Here is a 23,183-nt window from a genome sequence, read left to right on the forward strand (position 1 = left end):
CAGACGCTGCCACCAGGTCAAGCAAACCGCAGGCTGGACCGTCACCCAGCCCAAGCCCGGCTGGCACCAGTGGACGACCCCGACCGGCCGCACCTACACCCAGGAACCCTGGCGCTACACAGCCTAAAAGATGAACAGCGGCAGGGTGGTCGCCGCCCGCCAGGTTCGCTTTCCGCGTGGGATAGTTTCTGCGTAACGATGGTCAGCGTCATCGGCTATTCCGGTACGTCCCGATCAGCACCCGCGGCAATCAGCGAGCGGAGGCGATCAGCGAGCGGAAAGGCATCCGGCATTGAGCGCTCACGAGGCACCGGCGAGCGAGAGCTACCACGACGCCCCGGGCTCGCCGCGAAATCCGCCGCCCTTCGACATCAGCACCGCCCACCCGGCCCGTGTCTACGACTACCTGCTCGGCGGCAAGGACAACTACGCCGCGGACCGGGCGGCGGCCGAGGCGATCATCGAGGTCAGCCCAGTCGTGTTCGCGTGCGTGCGGGCTAACCGCGCGTTTCTCCGCCGTGCGGTCCGCTACCTGGCGCGCGAGGCGGGAATCCGCCAGTTCCTCGACATCGGCACCGGCCTGCCCACCGCTCAGAACACCCATCAGGTCGCCCAGGCGGTCGCACCGGACTGCCGGATTGTCTACGTGGACAACGACCCGATCGTGCTCGCCCACGCGCGGGCGCTGCTGACCAGCGCCCCCGAGGGAGCCTGCGCCTACATCGACGCAGACCTGCGCGACACCGGCCAGGTGCTGAGCCGGGCCGCGGATACGCTCGACTTCGGCAAGCCCGTCGCCGTCATGGTGCTGTGCACCATGCAGTACGTGCCCGATGCCGATGATCCGCACGCCGTCATCACCAAGCTGATGAGCGCGGTCCCTTCGGGCAGCTATCTCGCGATGTCGGACACCACCCGCGACATCGACACCCAGACGATGACCACAGGCGCCGCGCGGTACAACGCCAAGCTCGGGTCGGCCGTCTTCACGCCGCGGACCGGCGCGGAGTACGCCCGCTTCTTCGACGGGCTGTCCTTTGTCGAACCCGGCCTGGTGCCGATGCCGCACTGGCGCCCAGAGGCAGCGGCGGACGCGGCGGAGCTCATCCCCATGTACGCCGCCGTCGGACGCAAGCCCTGGGCGGACCTGACTCGCGCCGGGACGTCCGGTGCCAGGAGGAGGCGGTAATGAGCACGACCGACATCAGCCGCTACCTGCGGTGGAAGCAGGACGTGGCCGCCCACGACTACGCGGCCGCTTCCAGTTATCTCAGCATCCGCTTCGGTGAGAGCCGCGCCGAGAAGGCGGCGGCCGAGCTGCGCAAGCTCCCGGTGATCACCCGGCGGGCCAACGACATCATGCGGGCCACCGGGCGCGAGCCGCTGCCGCTGTCCGATCCCGGCGTGGTCAACGAACTGAAGAAGGTGCTTGGCGGCGAGAGGCTGTCGCCGATCCTGGTCGCGGAGGCCGACATCGCCGACGGCTACCACCGCCTGTCGCTCGCCTACGCCCTTGACCCATACGCAGAGGTGCCGCTCAAGCTCGGCGGCGTCACTGTCGGCGAACCCCGCATCGTTCCGCTGTAACCAGGCCGACGCGCCCCTAAGAGCTACCGCGTATGCCGCTACGCTCTCCCTGTGGCTGTGGTTGACGAGCAGGAGCGGCAGTCCCTGGTCCGCCGCGGTTTCGCGCTGGAATGGGCAACGCTCGGCTGGAACGTCGCAGGAATCGTTGTCCTGACGGTGAGCGCGATCACGGCCCGGTCGGTGGCGCTGGCCGGGTTCGGGCTGGACTCGCTGATCGAGATCGGGGCGTCCACCGTGGTGATCTGGGAGCTGTCCGGCACCGGAACCGACCGGCAGCGGCGCGGCCTGCGGCTGATCGGGTGCGCGTTCGCCGCCTTGGCCGTCTATCTCCTGGTGCAGTCCACGGTGGTGCTGGCGGTCGGGCATCACCCGCGGCATTCGGTGTCCGGCATCATATGGACCGCGGTGACCGCGGCGGTCATGTTCGCGCTGGCGGCCGGGAAGGGACGGACCGGCCGGGCGCTGGATAACCCGGTGCTGGTGACCGAGGGCAGGGTTACGGTGATCGACGGCATCCTGGCCATGGCGGTGCTGCTCGGGCTGAGTCTGAATGCCGTGGCGGGCTGGTGGTGGGCCGACCCCGCTGCCGGGTACGTCCTGGTCTACTACGCCGCGCGTGAGGTCAGGGAAATCTTCAGCCCGCACGAGGGCGCGACCGCGGCTGGCTAGGACCTGTCATGCTGACGCTGCTCGCCTTCGTTCTGCCCCTGGGCATCGACTCATTCGCCGTCGCCGCCGCTATCGGCGCCGCAGCGGTTACCTCGGCCTGGCAGCGGCTGCGGATCTCGCTGATCTTCGTGACCTTCGAGGGCGGCATGCCGCTGATCGGCCTTGGCCTTGGCGCCGCGCTGGCCCACGGCATCGGCCAGGTCGCCGACTATGTCGCCGCCGCTGCCGTGATCGGCATCGGTGGCTGGATGCTGTTCGCCGACGAAGAGGGGGAGGAAGACAAGGCGGCCCGCATCACCACCAGCCGCGGGCTGGCCCTTATCGGGCTTGGGATCAGCATCAGCCTCGACGAGCTGGCCATCGGGTTCAGCATCGGCCTGTCCGGTCTGCCGGTGATCGCGGTGATCGTCGCCATCGCCCTGCAGGCATTCATCGCCGCGCAGCTCGGCCTGGCACTCGGGGCGAAGATCGCCAAAAGCTGGCGTGAGCGCGCCGAACGACTCGCCGGCGTCGCCCTGATCCTGCTCGGAATCTACCTGATCGTCGAACAGCTCCCCCGGTAAGGACCGATCTTCCAGGGAACGGGCTGGCTCGGTCATCTGGCACAGGATCATCGCCGCGAGCCGTCCCGGCAGCGACCAGCCCTTCTCGCCAAGTGGATCCACGGTCCGCTCCGGCTGCCGCTTCCACTGCAGGGCGAACCCCTCGAGCAGCGCGCCGATCGATATCGACAAATCGTCGAGGACAAAGGGTGCGCGCATCCGCAGGCCGTACCCGTCGAGCAGCGCCTTCCAGACCGGGCCGATCGCGGCGAGGAAGTCGTCGTCGCCGTGCCGCAGCACGGCGCGGACCCGCTCGTTGCCCGAGCGCAGGTAGAAGCCGAGCGAGGCGTAGAAGATCGCGCTATCCCTGGTATGCCGGAACGACACCTCGATCATCGCCGCGAGCGTCTGCGGCAGCGGCCGTCCGTCGTCCACCGCGGCCGTGACGATGCCCGCCACCTCGTCGAGGGTCGGGCGGAACGCGGCGTCCAGCTCCGCCAGGTGGAACAGCAGGTCGGCCTGGAACTCGCCCTGGGTAGGCCAGACCTGGTAGATGGCGCCGGTGGTGATCGCGGCGACCCGCCCGTCGAATTCGCCGGGCGGGAGCTCCGCGCGGACGATCACGTTCGCCCGGGCGGCGACCTCGGTCAGCTGCACGTGCGCGAGGGCCGCGGAGACCGCGGCGTCGCTGCTGTCCGCCATCCCCTCGCACACCAGCTCGGTCGCGGCGCGCAGCATCAGCGCGCGCGTTTCCGCTCGTGAGCGTTTCGGCAGCCGGCGAATCGGCGCCTGTGTCACCACTGCCTCCCCAGTGCCGTCGCAAAGGCCGTCAGAAAGGCCGTCAGAAAGGCCGTCGGACTCACGGGCGGAGGGCATGGTCATGACCCTACACGTCCCGTTACGGGTGTTATGCGGTTTACATACGTTAAGTCCCTTTACACTGCACTCGTAGAAAATCTATGATCTTGTGCATCCGCATCAACCACAGACGCCGCATGCGCAACAGCGGTATCTAGGGTCGCCACGCCCCGAGGAGGCACTTCGATGAACACGCCGCTTAGTCGCCGGGACCTGCTGCGGCGGGGAGCCGGGGCGGCCGCGATCGTCTCGCTCGCCGGGCTGCTCGACGCCTGCCGCGGCGGCGGCAGCGCGCCGTCCGCGTCAAGCACGGGAACGGCAGGTCCAGGAGCGGCAGGCAAGGCAACCGGACAGCCGATCAAGCAGCTCACCGTCGGCCTGCCGGCCACGCTGAGCAACCTGTACCCGGGTCAGGAAGCCGGCATCTACAACTACTACGTGGCCGCGCTGACCATGGAGGGCCTGGTCTACATCGACTCCACCGGCGCCACCAAGCCGGCGATCGCGTCGTCGTGGAGCCGGCCGGACGCGCAGACCTACGTCTACACGATCAGGGACGACGCCAAGTTCACCGACGGCACCCTGCTCACCATGGAGGACGTGCTCTACTCGCTGAAGATGGCGATGGACGCCAAGGCCTCGCCTAACACGGCCAGCTACTTCAGCGGCGCGACCGTGAAGCAGACCGGAAAGAACGAGATCACCATCAAGCTCAGCGCGGCGAACGAGGCGTTCGAGTGGGTGCCGAGCGCGGCGGACTCGCTGTGGATCGCGCCGAAGGCGTTCTGGGAGAAGCACAAGGGCCAGATCGGCACCGCCCAGGCGCTGCTTGTCGGCACGGGCCCCTACCGGGTGACCAGCTTCCAGCCGGACTCCTCGGTCACCCTGAAGGCCTCCGGCACCTGGTGGGCGGGCAAGCCGCCGGTGGAGACCATCGAGATCAACTTCATCGCCGACGACAACGCGCGGTTCCTCGCGCAGAAGTCCGGCTCGCTCGACATGGCGTTCGGCGTGCCGCTCGGCGCCATGGCGCAGTGGCAGGGCCTTCCGGGCACCCGCGTGCTCAGCGTGCCCGACCGGTCCTGGGCCGGCCTGATCTTCAACCTGGGCGTCGCGCCGACTAGCGACGTCCACGTGCGCCGCGCGATCGCGCACTGCATCGACCGCGACGCCGTGGTCAGCGAGCTGCTGCGCGGCCAGGGCCAGGTGGCGACCGCCATCTCCACCCCCGAGCAGTTCGCCGGGGTCTACACCGCGCAGCAGGCGACGGCCAAGCTCGCCGCCGTGCCGCAGGTGGGCTTCTCCATTGAAGACGCCAAGGCGGAGCTCGCCAAGTCCTCGGTGCCGCACGGGTTCACCACCACCCTCGAGTACCCCAACACCGGCCCGCAGCTCGGCACCGCCGCGCTCAGCCTCGCCGCCAACCTCAAGCAGATCGGCATCACCCTCCAGGTCAAGGAGGTGGCGCTGTCACAGTGGCTGGCCAACCTGGGCGCGGCCAAGCAGCCGCTGCGTTACATGTGGTACTTCAACACCACGCCCGACCCGGCCGAGCTTGTCACCTACCTGCTGTACAACAAGCCCGCCGCCAACCTGGCCGGGTACGTCAACGCGCAGGTCGACAGCCTGCTCGGCCAGGCGGTCACCGAGACCGACGCGGCCAAGCGCGCCGACCTGATCATCCAGGCACAGCAGGCGGCAGGCGCCGACCTGCCGTACCTGCCGCTGTGGTGGGGCAAGACGCTGACCGCCTTCTCCAGCAGCGTCGGCGTCCGCGGCTACAGCTCGTATACATTCGAGTCGCCCTGGGCCGCCTCGCTGTATGGGGCCGCGTCAGCGTGACAAGGGCAGGCGCGTTCTTCCTCGCCCGTCGCGTGGCGGGCACCGCGGCGCTGCTCGCGGTCATGTCGCTGCTCATCTTCAGCCTCCTCTACCTGGAGCCGGGCGACGTGGCGCGCAACCTGCTCGGCACCAGGCCGGTCAACGCGCAGACGCTCGCGCAGATCCGCGCCGAGTACCACCTGAACGAGCCGTTCCTCGCCCAGTACTGGACCTGGCTCACCCAGGCGGTGCACGGAAACTTCGGCATCTCGGTGCAGTCGGGTCAGGCGGTGGCGGGGGAGATCACCTCCCGCCTCGCCCTGACGCTGGAGATCGTCGGGTTCGCACTGCTGCTGTCGGTCGCGCTCGGCGTCCCGGCCGGGGTGCTGGCCGGCCTGCGGCACGGCCGGGGAACCGACCGCGGCGTCGTCGGCGTCGGCGTGGTGTTCGCCAGCGCGCCCGCGTTCGCGCTCGGGCTGCTCATGCTCTACCTGTTCGCCAGCGACCTCGCCTGGTTCCCCGTCTACGGCACGGGGACCGGCGTCGCCGGCCGCCTGTATCACCTGGCGCTCCCGGCGCTGACCCTCGCGCTCGGCCTCGGCGGCTTCATCCTGAAGATCACCAGGGCGGCGGTGATCAGGGAGGTCGACCAGGACTACGTGACGTTCGCGCGCTCCCGCGGACTGGCGAACATCCAGGTGCTCGGCCTCATCCTGCGCAACGCCTGCCTGCCGGTGATCACCAGCCTGGGCCTGACCGTCGCGTACCTGTTCGGCTCGACGCTCCTGGTCGAGCAGGTCTTCTCGCTGCCGGGACTCGGCTCGCTGCTCGACGGCGCGGTGCTGTTCAAGGACGTCCCCGTGGTGCAGGCTCTCACCCTGCTGATGGCCGCCGCGATCGCGGTCACCGCGCTGCTCGTCGACCTCGCCTACCTGGCGCTCGACCCGCGCCTGCGGCACGAGATGGCGGCATCGTGACGCCCTCGGTGCCCGTCGCGGGCCTGCGGGCAGCCGCCGGACGACGGCCCAAGATCCAGGTCAGCGTGGTGCTTTCCATGCTGCTCCTCGCCTTCGTGGCGGTCTGCGCGCTACTGCCTGGCGTCGTCGCGCCGGGCTCGACGCAGCAGGACATCCTGCTCGGCGTCAACGGACCCGGCATCGCCGGGCATCTGCTCGGCACCGACACCCTCGGCCGCGACATACTCAGGCTGACCCTCGGCGGCACGCCGTCGGCGATCGCCGGCCCGCTGGTGATCGCGTTCGGCTCGATGATCGCTGGCCTGCTGCTCGGCACGCTGGCCGGCTATCACGGCGGACTGCTCGACGCGCTGATCGCCCGCTGGGCCGACCTGCTGCTCGCGCTGCCCGCGGTGCTGCTCGCCGTCGTGGTGGCCGGCATCTTCTCCGGCGGCTACTGGATGACGGTCGCGGTGCTGATCGTGCTGTTCTCGCCGTCGGACATCCGGTTGATCCGCGGCGCGGTCATGGAGCAGAAGACCCAGCCCTACATCGAATCGGCGAAGGTGCTGCGGATGCCCGCGTGGCGCATCATGTACCGGCAGATCCTGCCGAACGTCATCCCGGTCGCGGTCGCCAACGTCATGCTGAACATCGCCTTCGCGATCGTCGCGATGTCGTCGCTGTCCTACCTGGGGCTCGGCGTCGGCCCCGGCTCGCCCGACTGGGGCAGGCAGCTGTCCGACGGGCAGAACATCCTGGCGGCCAACCCGGCCGCGATCATCGCGCCAGGCGTGATGATCGTGGCGACCGCCACCGCGATCAACATCGTTGGCGACTGGCTGTTCGAGCGGCTGACCGCACGGGCGGCGAGTCGATGAGCGGCGTGCGGACCACGACAGGCGAACCAGCGAAGCTCGCCCTGTCCGTCACCGGCCTGCGCGTCACCGGCCCGGCCGGGCCGATCGTCGGCGGGCTCAGCCTGGAGGTCGGCTGCGGCGAAACCGTGGCGGTCGTCGGCGAGTCGGGCAGCGGCAAGTCCGTCACCGCCCGGGCGCTGACCGGTCTGCTGCCGACCGGCCTCACGGCGGCCGGCACCATGACAATCGGCGGTGACACGTTGCCGCTCGACGGCGGGCACCGCGCCTGGCGCGGCGTGCGCGGCAGCAGGATCACGCTGCTGCCGCAGGACCCGTTCACCAGCCTCAGCCCGCGTCACCGGTGCGGCGACCAGATCGCCATGTCGCTGCGCGGGCTGTCCAAGGCGGCGCGGAAGGCGGCGGTGCTCGCCAGCCTCGACGAGGTCGGCCTGCCGGGCCGCGTCGCCGGGCAATACCCGTTCCAGCTGTCGGGCGGGATGCGGCAGCGGGTCGCGATCGCCGCCGCCCTGGTCACCAAGCCGGACGTGCTCGTCGCCGACGAAGCGACCACCGCCCTCGACGTCACCACGCAGCGCGAGGTGCTCGACCTGCTGGCCGGCCTGCAGCGGGAACGGAACATGGGCCTGATCCTGGTCACCCACGACCTCGGCGTGGCCAGGGGCCGCGCCGACCGGATCACCGTCCTGTACGCGGGACGGGTCGCCGAGCAGGGCGACGCCGCCGAGGTGCTCGCCGCCCCGGCTCACCCGTACACCGGCAGGCTGCTCGACTGCGACCCGCCGCTCGACGTCACGCTGGACCGGCTGCCCACCATCCCCGGCTCGGTGCCGCGGCTGGCGCAGGTCGGCGACGCCTGCACGTTCGCGCCGCGGTGCGCGCTCGCGACCGACGAGTGCCGGTCCGCCGCCCCCGCGCTCGCCGAGATCAGCCCGGGCCACCGGGTCGCGTGCGTCCACGCCGGTCAATTCACCACCGATGATCCCGAACGGGTTGTGGTCCCACCGGCCGCCCCCGCCTTCGCCTCCGCCCCGGCGGGTCTCGAGCCGGTGCTGTGCATCAGCGGCCTGCGCAAGTCGTTCGGCAGCCACGTCGCCCTCGACGGCATCGACCTGGACATCGCGCCAGGCGAGTCGGTCGCGGTCGTCGGCGAGTCCGGCTCAGGCAAGACCACCCTGGCCAGGATCGTGGTCGGCCTGGAGGTGGCCGACGAGGGAACGGTGCGCACCGGCACGTCGCGGCCGCCGCAGATCGTCTTCCAGGACCCGTACTCCGCGCTCAACCCCAGCCTCAGCGTCAGCAGTTCGCTGCGCGACGCGCTGCGGGCAGGCGGCCGGAGCAAGTCCGAAGTTCCCGCGCTGCTTGAGATGGTCGGCCTGCCCGCCGCCTACGCGCGCCGCAGGCCCCGGGCGCTGTCGGGCGGCGAACGGCAGCGGGTGGCCATCGCCCGCGCCCTTGCGGCCCGTCCCGACCTGCTGGTCTGCGACGAGGCGGTGTCGGCGCTCGACGTGTCGGTGCAGGCGCAGATACTCAACCTGATCGCCGAACTGCGCGCCAGTCTTGGCCTGTCGGTGCTGTTCATCTCCCACGACCTGGCGGTCGTCCGGCAGGCGTCGCAGCGCGTCTACGTGCTGTATCAGGGCCGGATCGCCGAACAGGGCCACACCGGCGAGGTGCTGTCCGCCCCGGCGCGCGACTACACCAGGCGGCTGATGGCCAGCGTCCCCGCCGGCCGATGACCCTCGCGCCCCCCGGCGCGCGGCCGCCCGCGTCGCCGCGCTGTGGCGCACAAGAAGAAGGAGCGCAGCAGCGTCATGCCGTCCACGACTGAGGTCGCGTCGTTCGCCGTCTCGCGGTTGCCGATCGAGGGCGCGACCAGCGAGGGCCTGGCGCCGCTCGGGCTGCCCGCCGAGGTCATCGAGTCGTGGTCGCGGTTCGCCGCCCCGCTCGTCCGCAACGTCTTCCTGGCCAGGGACGGCGCGGGCATCGCGGGCGCCGCGATCACCGCGGGCCGGCCGCTGTCCGGCTACCTGAAGATCGGCGGCATCTGGGCAGCCGACCGCGTGGCCGGGTGGGAACGCCCCGCGCTGCGCCGCGCCCTGGCCGAAGCCGCCGAGGCGTTCGCCTGGGGATCCGGCTTCGCGGTCGTCAAGCGGGAATGCGCGGTCGGCCACGATGAGGACGCCGCCTCCTTCACGGCGGCCGGGTATGAGACGGTGCCCGCGCCGGAGATCGGCGCGCCGGTTCCCGATCCTGGCCCCGCGGTGCCCGCGGCGCAGGTCAAGTGGCGCACACGCACCGACAGGACCGCCGTCCCCTACATGCGGCAGACCACCGACTTCACCTGCGGGCCAGCCGCGCTGTCTATGCTGCTCGCGCACTACGGCCTGCTCGACCGGGTCAACAGGACCACGGAGCTTGAGCTGTGGCGCGCGGCCACCACGGTTCTCGCCTGCGACCCCTACGGCCTGGCCCTGGCGGCCCGCGGCCAGGGCGTGACGCCGCGGATCGTGATCAGCACCGGCGAGGCGCTGTTCCTCGACGAGGGCGGGACCGAGCAGGAACGCGAGCTCGGCCGGTTCATCCAGAGCGGCTTCGCCGGCCGCGCCGCCCAGGCGGGCATCGATACCGAGCGGCGCGCGTTCGACATCGCCGAGCTTGAGCAGGTCATCAGGGACGGGGGCGCCGCGATCCTGCTGGTCGACGAGGTGCTCGTGCACGGCGACGTGTGCCCGCACTGGATCCTGGTGCACGCGATGGACGGCGACGCGTTCATCGTGCACGACCCGTGGACCGAGACCGGCCAGGGTGAGTCCTGGGTGGACGGCTACGACGCCCCGTATCCGGCCGGCGGCCTTGACCGCATCGCGTGGACGGGCCAGCCGCCCATCCGCGCGATGCTCGCCTTCACGCGTCCGGCCCCGCCGCAAGGGACAGTGGACGTTTAGGCACACTCGGGTGTACCCAATCGTCCACCATCATGCCGCCGCGCCGCCCGTCAGCTGATAACAGCAAGAAGCGCGGAGCGCGGGTGAAGCGGGCAGCCGCCGTGCTAACGGGTCCAGTCCGGGAGCGGCCTGGTGTCCGGGGAGGGCCGATGATCGGCGGTGTAGCGCCACGACGGCCCGTCGGTGCGCAGCTTGCCGAGCGCGGCGATCAGCTGGTCGATGTCGTCGGCCTGGCTGCCGAGGCCGAGGCTGACCCGGACCGCGCCGTCGGCCGCGCCGAGCCGCGCGAGCAGCGGGTGGGCGCAGAACTTGCCGTCGCGTACCCCGATGCCGTGCTCCGCGGACAGGTAGGCGGCCACCCGCGCGGCGGCGAAGCCGGGCACCGTGAACGACACCGCGGGCACGCGGTCCAGGTCCGGCGCGTCCGGCCAGATGCGCAGCACCCGCGCGCCGACCGCCACGAGCCCCTCGTCGAGCCGGCCGAGCAGCGCCTGCTCGTGCGCGGCGACGGCGCCGTCGGGCAGCGCGGCGAGCTCGCGGCACGCCGCGGCCAGGGCGAGCGCGCCGAGCACGGCGGGGGTGCCCGCCTCGTGCCGCGCCGGAGCGGGCGCCCAGCGGACCGAGTCGCAGGTCACCTCGCGGACCGCGCCGCCGCCCGCCAGGTAGGCGGGCGCGGCGTCCAGCCAGTCGCGGCGGCCGATCAGCGCGCCCGCGCCGAACGGCGCGTACATCTTGTGCCCGGAGAGCGCCAGATAGTCCGCGCCGATGGCGCACAGGTCGACCCGGCGGTGCGGCACCAGTTGCGCCCCGTCGACCGCGAGCCTGGCGCCGTGCCGGTGCGCGATCTCGGCGAGCCGGTCAAGGGGCGGGCACTCGCCGGTGACGTTGGACGCGCCGGTGACAGTCAGCAGGGCCGCCGGGCGGCGGGCGAGTTCCGCCTCGACCGCGGCGAGCGTCGCGGCCACGGTGGACCCGGCGGGCACCAGCCGGTTGCCGCGCGCTTGCCAGGGCAGCAGGTTGGCGTGATGCTCGATGTCCAGGTGAACGACCTCGCCGGGCACCGCGGTGGCCAGCAGGTTCAGCGCGTCCGTGGTGTTGCGGGTGAAGACCGCCACGTCGTCAGGACGGGCGCCGACAAAGGCTGCGACCTGCCGCCTTGCCGCCTCGTAGGCGGCGGTGCATGCCTCGGAGGCGTAGCTCGCGCCGCGGTGCACGCTCGCGTACAGCGGAAGCACCTGCGCGACGTGGTCGGCGACCGCCCGCAGGGCGGGCGCGCTCGCCGCGTAGTCGAGGTTGACCCAGCGGACGGAACCGCCCTGGACGAGCGGGACCGACTGGCCGTCGCTAGCCAGCGGCGCGAGCGGCGCGCCGGCCTCCTGGGCGGGACGGGACAGCAGGGCAAGCGATGGTGCCATGGAAGCATCACTCCGGTACCTCGGGACCCGGGCACCGGATCCGCGCTTGCCGCTCCCGGTCGGGAGCGGCCATGTCTTCACCCGGAGCACCCCGCCGCGGAGGAGGGTTGCCGGCCAGCAAGCCGGGGCTTGACGCTGGCACTCGTGACGGGCAAGAGACTAACAGAGGTCACCGTGGCGCGCGCAAGGGGGTATCGCCGCACTCGTTCCGCCGCACGGGCGGATTCCGTGCGGCATAGACAGTCGCCGCCAACCGTTTCGAATGATGACTTTCGATCTTCAAGGGAGCATGCGCCATGACCGCAGTCAGCGAGACCGCCTCAGGCACCGACGACTTCGCCGCGCAGTGGGCGGACTGGCACCGCAGGCACGAGGCGGCACGCGCCGGCGAGCACGGCTTCCTCGCCATCACTAGCTTCAACTGGCTCACCGACGAGCCGCAGCGGTTCGCCGACGCGCCCGGTGAGTGGTCGACGGGACCGGACGGCGTCGTGGTGGCGCTCGCCGACGGCGAGTCGCTGACGGTCGACGGGACGGCGGTGACCGGGCGCTACTCGTTCGGTGTGATCGCCGAGCGGGACAGCCTGTACCCGGCCTGGGGTGACGCGGTGATCGAGGTGGCCAAGCGAGGCGGCAACGACATCGTGCGGCCGCGGCACCCGGACAACCCGCTGCGGGTGGCGTACGAGGGCACGCCGGCCTTCCCGGCGGACCCGCTCTGGGCGATCGTGGGCCGCTACTTCCCGTTCGACGAGCCGCGGCCCACCGCGGTCGGGTCGGTCGCCGACGGCCTCGAGCACGTCTACACGGCGCCGGGCCGGGTGGAGTTCAGCGTGGACGGGCGGGAACTCGCGCTCACCGCCTTCGCCGGGCACGCGCCAGGCGGCCTGTTCATCCTGTTCACCGACGAGACCTCCGGGGTGACCACGTACGCGGCCAACCGGTCACTGCACCTGCCCGCGCCGGACGCCGACGGGACCGTGGTCGTCGACTTCAACCGGGCGACGAACCTGCCCTGCGCCTACACGACCCTCGCCACCTGCCCGCTGCCGCCCGCGGAGAACCGGCTGCCGGTCGCGGTGGAGGCGGGGGAGAAGATCCCCGGGTAGCCGCTGTCTCCTTTCTCAGCCCGTGCAGCCGGGGACGACCCCTGGCGGGGCGCAGTTGTCGGGGATGTTCCTGGCGATCACGGTGAACTTCTGCTGCACCGGACTGCCGGGCACCGCGAAGATGCCGCCGCCCTGGTCGGCCTTGTTGCCGGTGACCTTGCTGAATTTCAGCGTCAGCGGGCCACCCGCGCTCGGACCGCTTTGCGTGATGGTGGCCTCGAAGATCCCGCCGCCTGCCCCGGACGCGGTGTTTGCGCTGATCCGGCTGAAGGTGATGGTCAAGATTCCGCCGTTGACGGCGCCCTGGGCGACAGGCGCGAGGTTGATGTTGGCGATGCCACCGCCGTTGCCTTGATCACCCGCGCTGTCAGCGGGGGCGGTGTTGCCGCTCACCTTGCTGGCCTTGACGGTCATCACACCGTGGTTGAGGATCCCGCCGCCGGCGCCGCCCGGGGCGGTGTTGCCGTAGATCGCGCTGCCGGTGATGGCCGCCGTGCCGCCGTTGGAGATACCGCCCGCCCCGGCCATCGGCCCGCCGTTGGCGGCGTTGCCGCTCACCACGCTGAACTTGACCACCAGGATGCTAGAGCGGGGGCCGCCCTGGCCGCCGGTGCCGCTGGCGATGCCGCCGCCGCCCTCGGCCGCGGTGTTATCGGCGACCCTGCTGGCATGCAGGATCAGCGTGCCACCGTGGTTGAGGATCCCGCCCGCGCTGTTCGTGGTGGTGTTGTGATCCACCGAGCTGAAGTTCAGCACGGCCGTGCCGACTGGTCCGGTGTTCAGCGTGCCCGAGGCGATGCCGCCGCCCGCGGCCATCATCCCGCCCCCGGAGGAGTTGCCGGTAACGCGGCTGTGGTTGAGGGTCAGCCTGCCTTCCAGGTTGAAGATGCCGCCGCCAGGCCCGGAGGTGTTTCCCCCGGTGATGGTCAGCCCATTCAGCGTCAGCTTCCCGGAGCCGGTGACCATGAGGATGCGGAACGTGCTGCTGTTCCCCGCGATCGTCGTATGGAAGCCGGTCAGCGTGATCCGGCTGGTGATCACCGGCAGCCCGGTGTCGCCGAGCATGGCGTTCGGGCTGCTGGCCGTGGTCAGCCGGTAGGTGCACCGCGGAGTGAGCTTGATCCTCGCGCCGCCGCTGTTGTTAGCGGCTTTGATCGCCGCGATCAGCGCGGGCGTCTTGCAGGGCACCGTCCGCCCGTTGGAGGCCTGAGCCGCTGGGGCAGCCGCCACGAGCCCGGCGATCAGGATTGCCGCACCTCCCGCTATAGCCGTTTTCGTGATCAAAAGAGTCTTCATTTCGTATCCCCCCTCTTCCAGCGTGAATTTCGAACGCCGCGATCCCGTTCAGCGATCGTGACACGCTCCCACACGGGCCGTCTAGGTCCGGCGCGCAAGCGCTCATCGCCAGCCCCTGTCGCCGGGCGACTAGCGCGGCGGCCGATCGCTGAGACGTGGCTCACTACCGCCCGGTTAGGCGCCATGGCAGAGTGGCGGTTGTTGATCACCGTGTCTGCAAGGGAGTACCCGTGGCGATAATCGCGATTCTCGATCTGCAGCTCAAGCCCGAATCGCTGGAAAGCGCACCCGGGATACTGCGCGCGACGCTCACCGACACCCGCGCGTTCCCCGGGTGCCTGGGGCTCACGGTGCTCAACGACAGCGCGGACCCTACCCATGTGGTGGTGTACGAGACCTGGGAGTCGGTTGAGCACGACCGGGCCTACCGCGCCTGGCGCGCCACCGCCGAGGGCGCATCCGAGCTCGGCACGCTGCTTGCCGCCGCGCCGAAGCTCACCCTGTTCACCGTCGCCGAGGGCATATAACAGCGCAGACCCGCCCGTTGTCCGCACTGTCACGATTACCCCGCGCGATCTTGGACGGCGGCGGCGACCTTCTTGGGCACGCACATGCGCCAGGCGTCGGTGATCAGCTCGGTCATCTCGTCCTTACCGAGGGCGGACATCCGGGCGTTGATCCACTGATAGCGCAGGTCGGACTGGCGGGGCATGAGGAACTTGTCCGGCTGGCTGGCGACCATCGCCTCCCGTTCCTCCTTCGGGAAGCCGAAGCCGATGGTCGTTTCGTCCGGTGAGATCGAGGCGTAGACGATCCTCCCGACGCGGAACTTGATGTAGTCCCTGATCAGGTGTTCCTCGCTGCGGGGCAGCGCCATGGCCACCTCGCGCACGTCCGCCGCTGTGATCATGCCCGGACGCTAACACGGGCTACCGACAATCCGGCCGGCCGCCCGCCGGCAGCGGCCGCCGCCGGCGGGCCGGTACGCCGAGACGCCGGAAATGCGATCATCGTCCATATAGGCGTTCGCCTAATTTGAGTTACCGGGGACATCATTGGCGTTAACGTTCACGGAGGTAGACCGGCGCCGCCCCTGGCGCCGGTTCGCCGTGATCGCAAGGCGGGGCTTCACCTGGGAAAACATCGGGGCGTAGGGTACCCGCCCGGCGCTGGGGCGCGCGGGCGGATTCCGGCGCGCCCGCACCCGCCGCGGGGCGGCGGACAGTGGTTGCCGCCCGCCACGCCCGGGCTAGATGCCGGTGCCGCGTCGTCGAGGCGCTGCGGAGATGAAACGATCGTCCGGTGATGCAGTCTCAGGCGATCCAGGTCGATGACCAGCCGGACCGCCGGATCCACAAGCCGGCCGACGCGCTGCGCTTCGCGCTGTCGTGCCTGTGGATCATCCTGCTCGCCGTCGCGGCGGTGGCCGCGAGCGCGACGACAACCGGTGCGGAGACCGACATCGTGGGCGCGAGCAAGCACCTGCCGCCCGCGATAATCACCATCGGCCCGGCGCTCGGGCTGTTCGTGCTGCTGATCCTGCCGCTCGGCCTCGCGGTCGCCCAGCTGGCCAGGCGCCAGGTGCCGCGTCTCGTCGAGGCCGCGGCCACCGGCGTGCTCGCCGGCCTGCTCGTCCAGGTCGCCAACATCGTGCTCGCCAGACCCGAGGCCGTCCGTCTCTACGACGCGATCATCATGGCGCATCCGAGCGTCAGCCACACCGACGCCCTCGACCCCTACCTGGCCGGGCTTGTCGCCTACACCACGATCATCGGGCTGGCCGGCCGGACCGGCTGGCGCAACGCCTTCGGCCTGGCGATCGGCGTGTACGGGATCATCGAGCTCGGCACGTCACACACCACCATCATCTCCTTCCTGCTCACGCTGCTCGCCGGCCGCGCCATCGGGCTCGCCGTCAGGTACGGCGCGGGCGCGGCGCCGCAACGGCCGACGGCGCTCGACATCGCCACCGCCCTGACGGGCACCGAACGGATCGCGACGGCCATCCGCCGGGTCCCCGAGCCCACGGGCGCGGCAGGCTCCAGGCACTACCGGGTGGAGACAGAAGACGGCGGGCAGCTCGACCTTGAGGTGTTCGACAGGGACCAGCAGGCGGCGGGAACGTTCTACCGGCTCTACCGCTGGGTCCGGGTGCAGGGCCAGGTGTCGCGCACCGCGCCGCTGTCGGTCGACCGCGCGGTCGAGCGCCGGGCCCTGATGTCCTACGCGACCACCGAGGCGGGGGTGCGCACGCCGCGGCTGCGCACGGTGCTGCGGGTGGGCGCGGACACCGCGGTGCTCGCCTACGAGCACTGCGCGTGGACCACGCTGGCGGCGCGCAATCACGAGTGCACCGATGACGAACTGGGCCGTATCTGGGACGCGGTGCAGCGCCTGCACGCGCACCACGTCGCCCACCGCGGGCTGACCGCGGACCGCATCGTGTTCACCGCCGACGGCCAGGTCATGCTGCTCGATCCCGGCGACGGCGACCTGCCGGCCGGCGACCTGCAGACCCGGCTCGACCTGGCACAGCTGATCGTCGAGCTCGCGCTGGTCGTCGGGCCGGACAAGTCGGCGAAGCTCGCGGCCACCAAGGTCGGCGGTAATGAGTTGATCTCCGTGCTTCCGCTGCTCCAGCCGGTCGCGCTGGTGCGGTCCACCAGGCACGAACTGCGCCGCCGCCGCGACGTGCTGCCCGCCGTCAGGAAGGTGCTGCTCGCCGCGGTGCCCGGCGCCGAGGTCACCCCGGTGCATCTCGAGCGCATCAGGCCGCGCACCCTGGTGACCCTGGTCGCGAGCGTCGCGGCGGTCTACCTGCTGGCGGGCGAGCTGGCGCAGGAGAGCCTCAGCAGCGTGCTGAAGTCGGCGGACTGGCGCTGGGGCATCGTGGCGCTCGGGCTGTCCGCGGTGACCTACGTCGCTGCGGCACTTTCGCTGTCCGGATTCGTCTCGGAGAAGCTCAGCTTCGCCCGCACCACCATGGTGCAGCTGGCAAGCTCCTTCGTCACGCTGGTGACACCGGCCGCCGTCGGCGGCGCCGCGATGAACGTCCGCTACCTGCAGCGCAAGAAGATCCCGCCCGCGGTCGCGGTCGCCAGCGTCGGCGTCAACCAGGTGGTGGCCTTCGTGCTGCACATCCTGCTGCTCGCGGTGTTCGGCGCGATCACCGGAAGCAGCACCTCCGACCAGATCAAGCCGCCGACCTGGGCCTACTTCGTGGTGGCCGGCCTGCTGGTGATCGCTGTCAGCGTGCTGGCGATCCCGGCAGGCCGCCGCCTGGTCCGGGCCAGGCTGTCGCCCATCTCCGGCCAGGTGCTGCCGCGGCTGCTCGAGGTGGCGCAGGATCCGCGCAAGCTGGCGGAGGGGATCGGCGGGGCGCTGCTGCTCAGCCTCGCCTACATCCTGTGCCTGGCCGCGTGCGTCGCGGCGTTCGGCCGCTCGGTGCCGTTCGGCAAGATCGGCTTCGTGTACCTGACGGGCAGCACGATTGGCTCGATCATTCCCACCCCTGGGGGCCTCGGCGCGGTGGAGTTCGCGCTGACCGCCGGGCTGACCGCGAGCGGCCTCCCTGGCGCGGTCGCCGGTAGCGCGGTGCTGCTGTTCCGGCTGCTCACCTTCTGGCTCCCGGTGCCGGTCGGCTGGGCCGCCATGCACTACCTCGAGCGCAACCACGACCTGTGATCGCGGTCGCTTTCGATGTCGCCGCCGCGACGGCAGAATGAAACCGCAGCAGCGAGGGAGAGGCCGCCATGCCAGTCACCATCAGCCACGCCGCGACCAGCCCGGTGCTCAGCGTGCTCGGCGAGGAACTCCGCCCGCTCACCCCGGCTGGCCAGGAGCTCAGTGTCGCGGTGTTCGACACGAGCGCGCCAGGTGAGGCGCCCGGTGCGGCGGGACCGCCGCCGCACCGCCATCCCTGGGACGAGATCTACGTGGTCCTGGCCGGCGTGCTCGAGGTCTTCGACGGTGAGGACTGGCGGGAGGCCCCGGCGGGCAGCTGCGTCACCGTGCCCGCGTTCCAGTGGCACGCCTACCGCAACGGCACCGCCGATTGCCGGTTCCTCACCATCGCCGGCCCGGGCGGCGCCCGCGAGTTCTTCGAGGAAGCCTCCGCCCGGCTGACCAGGCCCCCCGACATGGCCGCGGCCATCGCCCTGGCCGCCAGGCACGAGGTCGAGGTCGCTCCCGCGGTCCCCGCGCCGCCCGCCGATACCCCGTAGCCTCGTCAGCGGGCGCCGGCTGCGTTGCCGCGCCGCCTCAGTGGTAGAAGTACGGGTCGAGGACGCTGACCTCGGTGATCTGGTCGACGGGCACCCCGTTGGTCTCCGCGGCCTGCCGGATCGCCTCCGGCGTGGGCCCGTCGTAGACGCAGAACGTCTTGGTCTTGTCCAGGCTCACGTAGGAGTGCAGCCAGTTCACACCGAAGCCGGCGTTCCCGCCGTCCACGGCGCGGCAGGTCTTGGCGCCCTCGTCGCTGGCCGGGATGTGGAGGCCCCCGTCGAAGGTCCGTTGCACAATGTAGCGCGGCATGTCCCGCTCCTTTCACGCATCCGAATGGATGCCTGCAAGTCTCCCGGCCGGCGCCGCACGACGGCATGGGGAACGTTCCCCATCTTTACTCGGCGCTCTCCCCAAATAAGGCATCCGCTTGCTCTGCCGCCTCGTGCTGGGCTGCCTCGTGCCGGGTGCGGGCGCCGAGCTTGCCGAGGATGGCGGACACGTGGTGGTCCACGGTCTTCGCCGAGATGGACAGCCGCGCGGCGATCTCCGCGTTGCCGTGGCCCTGCCTGATCAGGGCGAGCACCTCGGCCTCTCGTTCGGTGAGGCCGGACGGGTGGGCGAGGGTGGCGCGTCGTGGCGGCCGGACGCCGAGCGCCCGCAGCCGCGCGGCGACCCGGTCCGCGGCCGGGCGGGCGCCGAGCCGCTCGAACCGGCGCAGCGCCTCGAGCAACGCCCCGGCCGCCGCGGCGGGTCCCTGGCCTCCATCGGCGTGCCCTGCGCTTGCCTGCTCCCCGGCGAGGGCCAGCGCCGATGCCGCCTCGTACGGGCAGCCGAGCCGTTCCCAGGCCAGCGCCGCGAGCTCTGGCGGCAGCCGGTACGGATCGGCGGCCCCCGGCGCGGGCAGTGCCGGCGCGGGCAGTGCCGTCGCGGCGAGCGCGGTCGCGTTTGACCCCACCGTCACGGACGGATTCGTGGCCGACCCGTCTACCAACAGCCACTGGCCGAGTTCGCCGATTGCCCACGGGTGGCCGAGCCGGACGGCGAGCTCATAGGTCGACGCCACCAGGCCGCCTACCTCGGCGTCCGGCCGCCCGGACAGCCAGGCGAGCTCCGCGCGCCCCGCCGCCACCGGCCAAAGCCGCTGCAGGTCGCCAGTTCTCTCGGCCAGCGTCCAGGCCTCGGACAGGGCCTCGGCGGCACCCGGGTCGCCGCGCCTGGCCCGGAGCCTGCCGAGTGTGGTGAGCCGCACGATCCTGGCGGGCACCGCCTTGTCCGGGCCGGAAGCCGCGGCGAGCGTGCGTGTCGCCTCCGCCCAGTCGCCCCGCTCGAACTGGCATCGGGCGAGCCAGGCGGTCGCGTAGCCGGCCACCCGGTCCTGGTCGCGGGCCGTTGCCCAGTCGATCGCCTCGCGGAGCGCCGGCTCCGCGACCGCGTACTCACGGATCTCTCCCGCGCCCGAGCCGAGGTTGACAAGCACCCAGCCCATCCCCGCGTCGTCGCCCGCCGACCGCGCCGCCTCGGCGGCCCGGCGGAGCGTCCCCTCAGCCAGCCGTGGGTCGGTGAACCAGCGGGCCGTACCCAGGGCGTTCAGCGCCCGGGTCAGCAGGACGGGCGGGCCATGCCGCTCGATCAGGCCGACCGCGTGTTCGCTGGCGTCGATGGCACCGGGAATGTCTCGCGCCAGCATCAGCAGGTAGCCGGTCCAGGTGTAGGCGGCCGCCAGCGCGGGACCCGGCGGGAGCCGTCCGGCGAGCGTCATCGCCTCGCGCACCGCGGCGCGCGCGGCGGCCGCCTCGCCGCTGGCCCACAGGTAGTGCGCGCGGCGGGCGAGCAGCGCCGCCTCCTGCGCCCGGTCTCCCGCCTCGCGCCAGCACTCGAGGGCCGCGGACGAGGCGCTCATTGCCGCGGCGTCGCCGATGACGTCGCAGGTCTCCGCGTACACCGTGAGCAGTTCAGCCCGCTCGGCGGGCGGCAGCGCGGCGGCGAACCGCAGCGCCCGCGCGTACTGATCGGCCGCCTGCCTGTTCGCGCCGACCGCGCTGGCCCGCCGCGCCGCCTCCGGCGCGTGCCGCAGCACCGCGGCGCCATCGCCCGCCTCCTCGGCGTGGTAGGCGAGCCGCGCGGGATCGGCGCCCGCCGCGCCGAGGCTGGCGAGCGTCCGCGTGTGCAGCGCCGTCTTCCTGCCCGGCGGGATCGCGCTGTCCACGGCGAGCCGGGCAAGTTCGTGCCTGAATCCGACGACCCGGCCCGCGGTCACCAGCATCCCCGCCGCCACACATCCGTCGACGGCAGCGGGATCGCCGTCGATAAGCCCGATCTGCGCCCCGCCGGGGAAGATCGCCACCGCCTCAAGCGCGGCCCGCTGCCTGGGGCCGAGCCTGGCCGCCCTGGCGAGCACCGCGTCGCGGACCGACGCGGGGACCGGCTGGCCGGGTTCGGCGAGCACCTCCGTCAGGTAGAACGGGTTACCCCCGGTCAGCGCGTGCAGCCGTGCCGCGTCCAGTTCTCCGGTCGGCGTTGCCGCTGGCGCCTCGGTCTTGACGAGTTCCGCCACCCCGTCGAGTGACAGCGGGGCGAGCCGCAGCCGCGTCGTGGTCCGGTCGGTCGCGGACCGGACCGAGCGGGCGCGGCGTGCGCATGGCGTCGCACTCGCCCCACAGCACCGTCCGCGCCGACTCGTCGCGGAACCGGCGCACCAGCGAGGACTTGCCGATGCCCGCCTCGCCGGACACCAGGACCACCCGCCCCGGCGGGCACTCGTGCAGAGCGGCGAGGGCCGCGGTCCGCTCCAGCAGCCTCATGCCCGGATCATACGAGCCGCCGGCTTCTGCCGGACATCACGTGCACAAGCCGCGGCGACAGACAAGGGATGCGATCGCCCCGCTGCCGGTAACCTCCTGACATGGGTGAAGGCACAGCGCGCGAGCGGGACCGGCAGCGGCGCGTCGCGGCGATCGCCCGGGCGGCTGCGAACCTAGCGTCCCAGGGCTCGCTCCCCACCATCCTCGACGCGATCGCGGCGGAGGTTCTCCAGGCCGACGCCCTGGCCGCGGTGCAGATCATGACGCTTGACGCCGCGGGGCGGCAGCTGCGCGTCATGGGCTCGGCCGGGTTCGGGCACTGGCCGGACTTCTTCGACCGCCTGATGGAGTGCCGGGCGCGCGGGGCCGCGCTGCGCATGATTGACGCGTTCAGCTCGGCCGAGCCGGTTCTGGTGCCCAACCGGTGGGCGGCCATCAGGGACGATCCCGCCTGGACGCCGCTTCGCGAGTACCTGGGCGAGCGGGACTGGGAGTCGTTCGCGAGCGTCCCGCTGATCGCCCGCGGCCAGGCCGTCGGCGTGCTCAACGCGTTCTTCGCCCCGGGGCAGGCGATGGCGCCGCCCGCGGTGGAGTTCCTCGTCGCGATGGCCGACCAGGCCGCGATCGCGGTCGACTATGCCACCCTGCTGCGCCACGCGCGGGACGGCGCGCGGCGCGAGGAACGGCAGCGGCTCGCCCGCGACCTGCACGATTCGATCGTGCAGCAGGTCTTCTCGATCAGCATGCAGGCCAAGTCGCTTGAGGTGCTCGCCGGGCGCGGTGAGGCGGTGCCCGCCCAGGCGGTGGCGCGGATCGCCGGGGAGGTTGGCGGGCTGTCCCAGGCCGCGCTCGCCGACCTGCGGGCGATGGTCCACGAGCTGCGCCCCGCGGCGCTCGCCGATCTCGGCGGTCTCGAAGAGGCGCTCAGGGTGCTGGCCAAGAGCACCGCGAACAGGACAGGCCTGACCGTCAGCGTCTCGGCCGGCCGTGGTCTTGATACGGCCACCGGGGAACTGGCCGAGGATGTCTACCGGATCATCGCCGAGGCGCTGCACAACGCGGTCAGGCACGCGGGCGCGGCCAAGGTCGCGGTCCGGCTCGCGGTGCGCGGTGACCAGCTGACCGCGACCGTCACCGACGACGGCCGGGGGATCGCCCAGGACGCCTCGCCGCTGCCCCGCGACGCGCCGGCGGGCTACGGGCTGACCACGATGCGCGAACGCGCCGAACGCTGGGGCGGCGCGGTGGCGGTCCAGCCGGGCCGTGCCGCGGGCACGGTGGTCCGTCTCATGGTCCCCCTCCCCGGCGAGACCGCACTGCCCAGCGAGACAGCCGGGGCGGGGATCCGTGCCGTGAGCGAAGCCTCGCAGGAGCGTGCCCGGTGAACCGGCGGCAGGACCGCCCGGTCCAGGTGATGATCGTCGACGATCACGCCGTGGTGCGCCGCGGCGTCCGCGCCTACCTGGAGGCGCTCGACGAAATGGCGGTCGCCGCCGAGGCCGCCGACGGGCAGGACGCGCTCGACCAGCTCGCGGGCATGGCCGTCCGGGGCACCCTGCCCGACGTGATCCTGCTCGACCTGCTGATGCCGCGCATGGACGGCGTGCTCGCCGTGTCGCTGATCACCGGCCGGTACCCGGCGGTGCGCGTGGTGATCTTGACCAGCTTCGGCGAGATGGAGCGGGTGCACGCGGCGCTGGCCGCCGGCGCCGTCGGCTACCTGCTCAAGGACGCGGGACCGGATGAGGTGGCGGCCTCGATCCGCGCGGCCGCCGTCGACGGAACCTACCTCGACCCGGCGATCGCGCGGCGGCTCACCAGGGAGATCACCGCGCCGCGCACCGGGCTGAACGCGCTGACCGGGCGGGAACGGGCGGTTCTCGTTCTTGTCGCCGAGGGCCGGTCCAACAAGGAGATCGCCGACGCGCTGGTGATCAGCGAGCGGACGGCCCGCACCCACGTCAGCCACATGCTGCGCAAGCTTCAGCTGACTTCGCGCACGCAGGCGGCCCTCGTCGCCGTGCGCGAGGGACTGCTGCCGCCGCAGGCACCACGCACCCGTTCTGACGCCCGTTAGGT

22 protein-coding genes and 1 riboswitch are annotated in these 23,183 nt (G+C 71.8%); of the genes, 16 read left to right on the forward strand and 6 right to left on the reverse strand.

Features of this window, described 5'->3' with window-relative positions; all coding sequences use genetic code 11:
* Positions 1–292: 292 nt before the first annotated feature.
* The 10 genes from EAS64_RS36785 (at position 293) to EAS64_RS36830 (ending at position 10,259) form a co-directional block, all read left to right on the forward strand.
* Positions 293–1,189, forward strand: coding sequence for an SAM-dependent methyltransferase (locus EAS64_RS36785; protein ID WP_145860832.1), 897 nt, complete (start codon positions 293–295; stop codon positions 1,187–1,189).
* On the forward strand, positions 1,189–1,587 hold the full coding sequence (locus tag EAS64_RS36790; protein WP_145860834.1) for a hypothetical protein: 399 nt from the start codon (positions 1,189–1,191) through the stop codon (positions 1,585–1,587). The genes EAS64_RS36785 and EAS64_RS36790 overlap by 1 nt, the downstream gene beginning before the upstream one ends.
* Before the next feature lie 51 nt (positions 1,588–1,638).
* Positions 1,639–2,256, forward strand: coding sequence for a cation efflux transmembrane domain-containing protein (locus EAS64_RS36795; protein WP_145860836.1), 618 nt, complete (start codon positions 1,639–1,641; stop codon positions 2,254–2,256).
* Positions 2,257–2,402: 146 nt separating this feature from the next.
* On the forward strand, positions 2,403–2,819 hold the full coding sequence (locus EAS64_RS47755; protein WP_369333574.1) for a manganese efflux pump MntP: 417 nt from the start codon (positions 2,403–2,405) through the stop codon (positions 2,817–2,819).
* A gap of 351 nt (positions 2,820–3,170) precedes the next feature.
* Positions 3,171–3,560 carry a hypothetical protein gene (locus tag EAS64_RS47760; RefSeq protein WP_145860840.1) on the forward strand — a complete coding sequence of 130 codons (390 nt, stop codon included), beginning with the start codon at positions 3,171–3,173 and terminating at the stop codon, positions 3,558–3,560.
* 282 nt (positions 3,561–3,842) lie between these two features.
* Positions 3,843–5,498, forward strand: coding sequence for an ABC transporter substrate-binding protein (locus EAS64_RS36810; RefSeq protein WP_145860841.1), 1,656 nt, complete (start codon positions 3,843–3,845; stop codon positions 5,496–5,498).
* Positions 5,495–6,454, forward strand: a complete 960-nt coding sequence (locus EAS64_RS36815; RefSeq protein ID WP_246116052.1) for an ABC transporter permease — start codon at positions 5,495–5,497, stop codon at positions 6,452–6,454. Before EAS64_RS36810 ends, EAS64_RS36815 begins: the two co-directional genes overlap by 4 nt.
* Complete coding sequence (locus EAS64_RS36820) at positions 6,451–7,314, forward strand: ABC transporter permease (protein ID WP_246116053.1); 864 nt, start codon at positions 6,451–6,453, stop codon at positions 7,312–7,314. Before EAS64_RS36815 ends, EAS64_RS36820 begins: the two co-directional genes overlap by 4 nt.
* Positions 7,311–9,050 (forward strand): dipeptide ABC transporter ATP-binding protein, encoded by a 1,740-nt coding sequence (locus tag EAS64_RS36825; protein WP_145860843.1) that lies wholly within the window; start codon positions 7,311–7,313, stop codon positions 9,048–9,050. The genes EAS64_RS36820 and EAS64_RS36825 overlap by 4 nt, the downstream gene beginning before the upstream one ends.
* A gap of 75 nt (positions 9,051–9,125) precedes the next feature.
* Positions 9,126–10,259, forward strand: a complete 1,134-nt coding sequence (locus tag EAS64_RS36830; protein ID WP_145860845.1) for a peptidase C39 family protein — start codon at positions 9,126–9,128, stop codon at positions 10,257–10,259.
* Between the two features lie 104 nt (positions 10,260–10,363).
* Here the strand turns inward: EAS64_RS36830 and EAS64_RS36835 are convergent, their stop codons facing one another.
* Entirely contained in the window at positions 10,364–11,674 is a 1,311-nt protein-coding gene (locus tag EAS64_RS36835) for an aminotransferase class V-fold PLP-dependent enzyme (RefSeq protein WP_145860847.1), read from the reverse strand.
* Between the two features lie 37 nt (positions 11,675–11,711).
* Positions 11,712–11,824: riboswitch (SAM riboswitch) on the reverse strand.
* A gap of 146 nt (positions 11,825–11,970) precedes the next feature.
* Between EAS64_RS36835 and EAS64_RS36840 the strand changes: the two genes are divergently transcribed.
* On the forward strand, positions 11,971–12,783 hold the full coding sequence (locus EAS64_RS36840; RefSeq protein ID WP_145860849.1) for a DUF1684 domain-containing protein: 813 nt from the start codon (positions 11,971–11,973) through the stop codon (positions 12,781–12,783).
* Between the two features lie 15 nt (positions 12,784–12,798).
* On the opposite strand, the gene EAS64_RS36845 is transcribed toward EAS64_RS36840, so the two are convergent.
* Positions 12,799–14,079 carry an autotransporter outer membrane beta-barrel domain-containing protein gene (locus EAS64_RS36845; protein ID WP_145860851.1) on the reverse strand — a complete coding sequence of 427 codons (1,281 nt, stop codon included), beginning with the start codon at positions 14,077–14,079 and terminating at the stop codon, positions 12,799–12,801.
* Between the two features lie 230 nt (positions 14,080–14,309).
* On the opposite strand from EAS64_RS36845, the gene EAS64_RS36850 reads away from it, so the two are divergent.
* Positions 14,310–14,606, forward strand: a complete 297-nt coding sequence (locus EAS64_RS36850) for a putative quinol monooxygenase (protein WP_145860853.1) — start codon at positions 14,310–14,312, stop codon at positions 14,604–14,606.
* Positions 14,607–14,641: 35 nt separating this feature from the next.
* Here EAS64_RS36850 and EAS64_RS36855 read toward each other — a convergent pair whose 3' ends face one another.
* Positions 14,642–14,989 carry an MmcQ/YjbR family DNA-binding protein gene (locus EAS64_RS36855; RefSeq protein ID WP_145860854.1) on the reverse strand — a complete coding sequence of 116 codons (348 nt, stop codon included), beginning with the start codon at positions 14,987–14,989 and terminating at the stop codon, positions 14,642–14,644.
* 395 nt (positions 14,990–15,384) lie between these two features.
* On the opposite strand from EAS64_RS36855, the gene EAS64_RS36860 reads away from it, so the two are divergent.
* Complete coding sequence (locus EAS64_RS36860) at positions 15,385–17,763, forward strand: lysylphosphatidylglycerol synthase transmembrane domain-containing protein (protein WP_246116079.1); 2,379 nt, start codon at positions 15,385–15,387, stop codon at positions 17,761–17,763.
* Between the two features lie 68 nt (positions 17,764–17,831).
* Positions 17,832–18,302, forward strand: a complete 471-nt coding sequence (locus EAS64_RS36865) for a cupin domain-containing protein (protein WP_145860858.1) — start codon at positions 17,832–17,834, stop codon at positions 18,300–18,302.
* Between the two features lie 37 nt (positions 18,303–18,339).
* Here the strand turns inward: EAS64_RS36865 and EAS64_RS36870 are convergent, their stop codons facing one another.
* The 3 genes from EAS64_RS36870 to EAS64_RS36880 form a co-directional block, all read right to left on the reverse strand.
* Positions 18,340–18,612, reverse strand: coding sequence for a DUF4242 domain-containing protein (locus tag EAS64_RS36870; protein ID WP_145860860.1), 273 nt, complete (start codon positions 18,610–18,612; stop codon positions 18,340–18,342).
* Positions 18,613–18,697: 85 nt separating this feature from the next.
* A complete protein-coding gene (locus EAS64_RS36875) occupies positions 18,698–20,857 on the reverse strand; it encodes a helix-turn-helix transcriptional regulator (RefSeq protein ID WP_145860861.1) in 2,160 nt (719 codons plus the stop codon).
* Positions 20,769–21,104 carry an AAA family ATPase gene (locus EAS64_RS36880; protein ID WP_145860863.1) on the reverse strand — a complete coding sequence of 112 codons (336 nt, stop codon included), beginning with the start codon at positions 21,102–21,104 and terminating at the stop codon, positions 20,769–20,771. The genes EAS64_RS36875 and EAS64_RS36880 overlap by 89 nt, the downstream gene beginning before the upstream one ends.
* 101 nt (positions 21,105–21,205) lie before the next feature.
* Here EAS64_RS36880 and EAS64_RS36885 point away from each other — a divergent pair, with 101 nt between their 5' ends.
* Together EAS64_RS36885 and EAS64_RS36890 are read left to right on the forward strand one after the other, a co-directional pair.
* Positions 21,206–22,489: a GAF domain-containing sensor histidine kinase gene (locus EAS64_RS36885; RefSeq protein ID WP_145860865.1), complete on the forward strand. Its 1,284-nt coding sequence runs from the start codon at positions 21,206–21,208 to the stop codon at positions 22,487–22,489.
* Positions 22,486–23,181 carry a response regulator gene (locus tag EAS64_RS36890; protein ID WP_222849886.1) on the forward strand — a complete coding sequence of 232 codons (696 nt, stop codon included), beginning with the start codon at positions 22,486–22,488 and terminating at the stop codon, positions 23,179–23,181. The genes EAS64_RS36885 and EAS64_RS36890 overlap by 4 nt, the downstream gene beginning before the upstream one ends.
* Positions 23,182–23,183 lie beyond the last annotated feature (2 nt).

Source organism: Trebonia kvetii, assembly GCF_007827045.1.
Classification (GTDB): Bacteria; Actinomycetota; Actinomycetes; order Streptosporangiales; family Streptosporangiaceae; genus Trebonia; species Trebonia kvetii.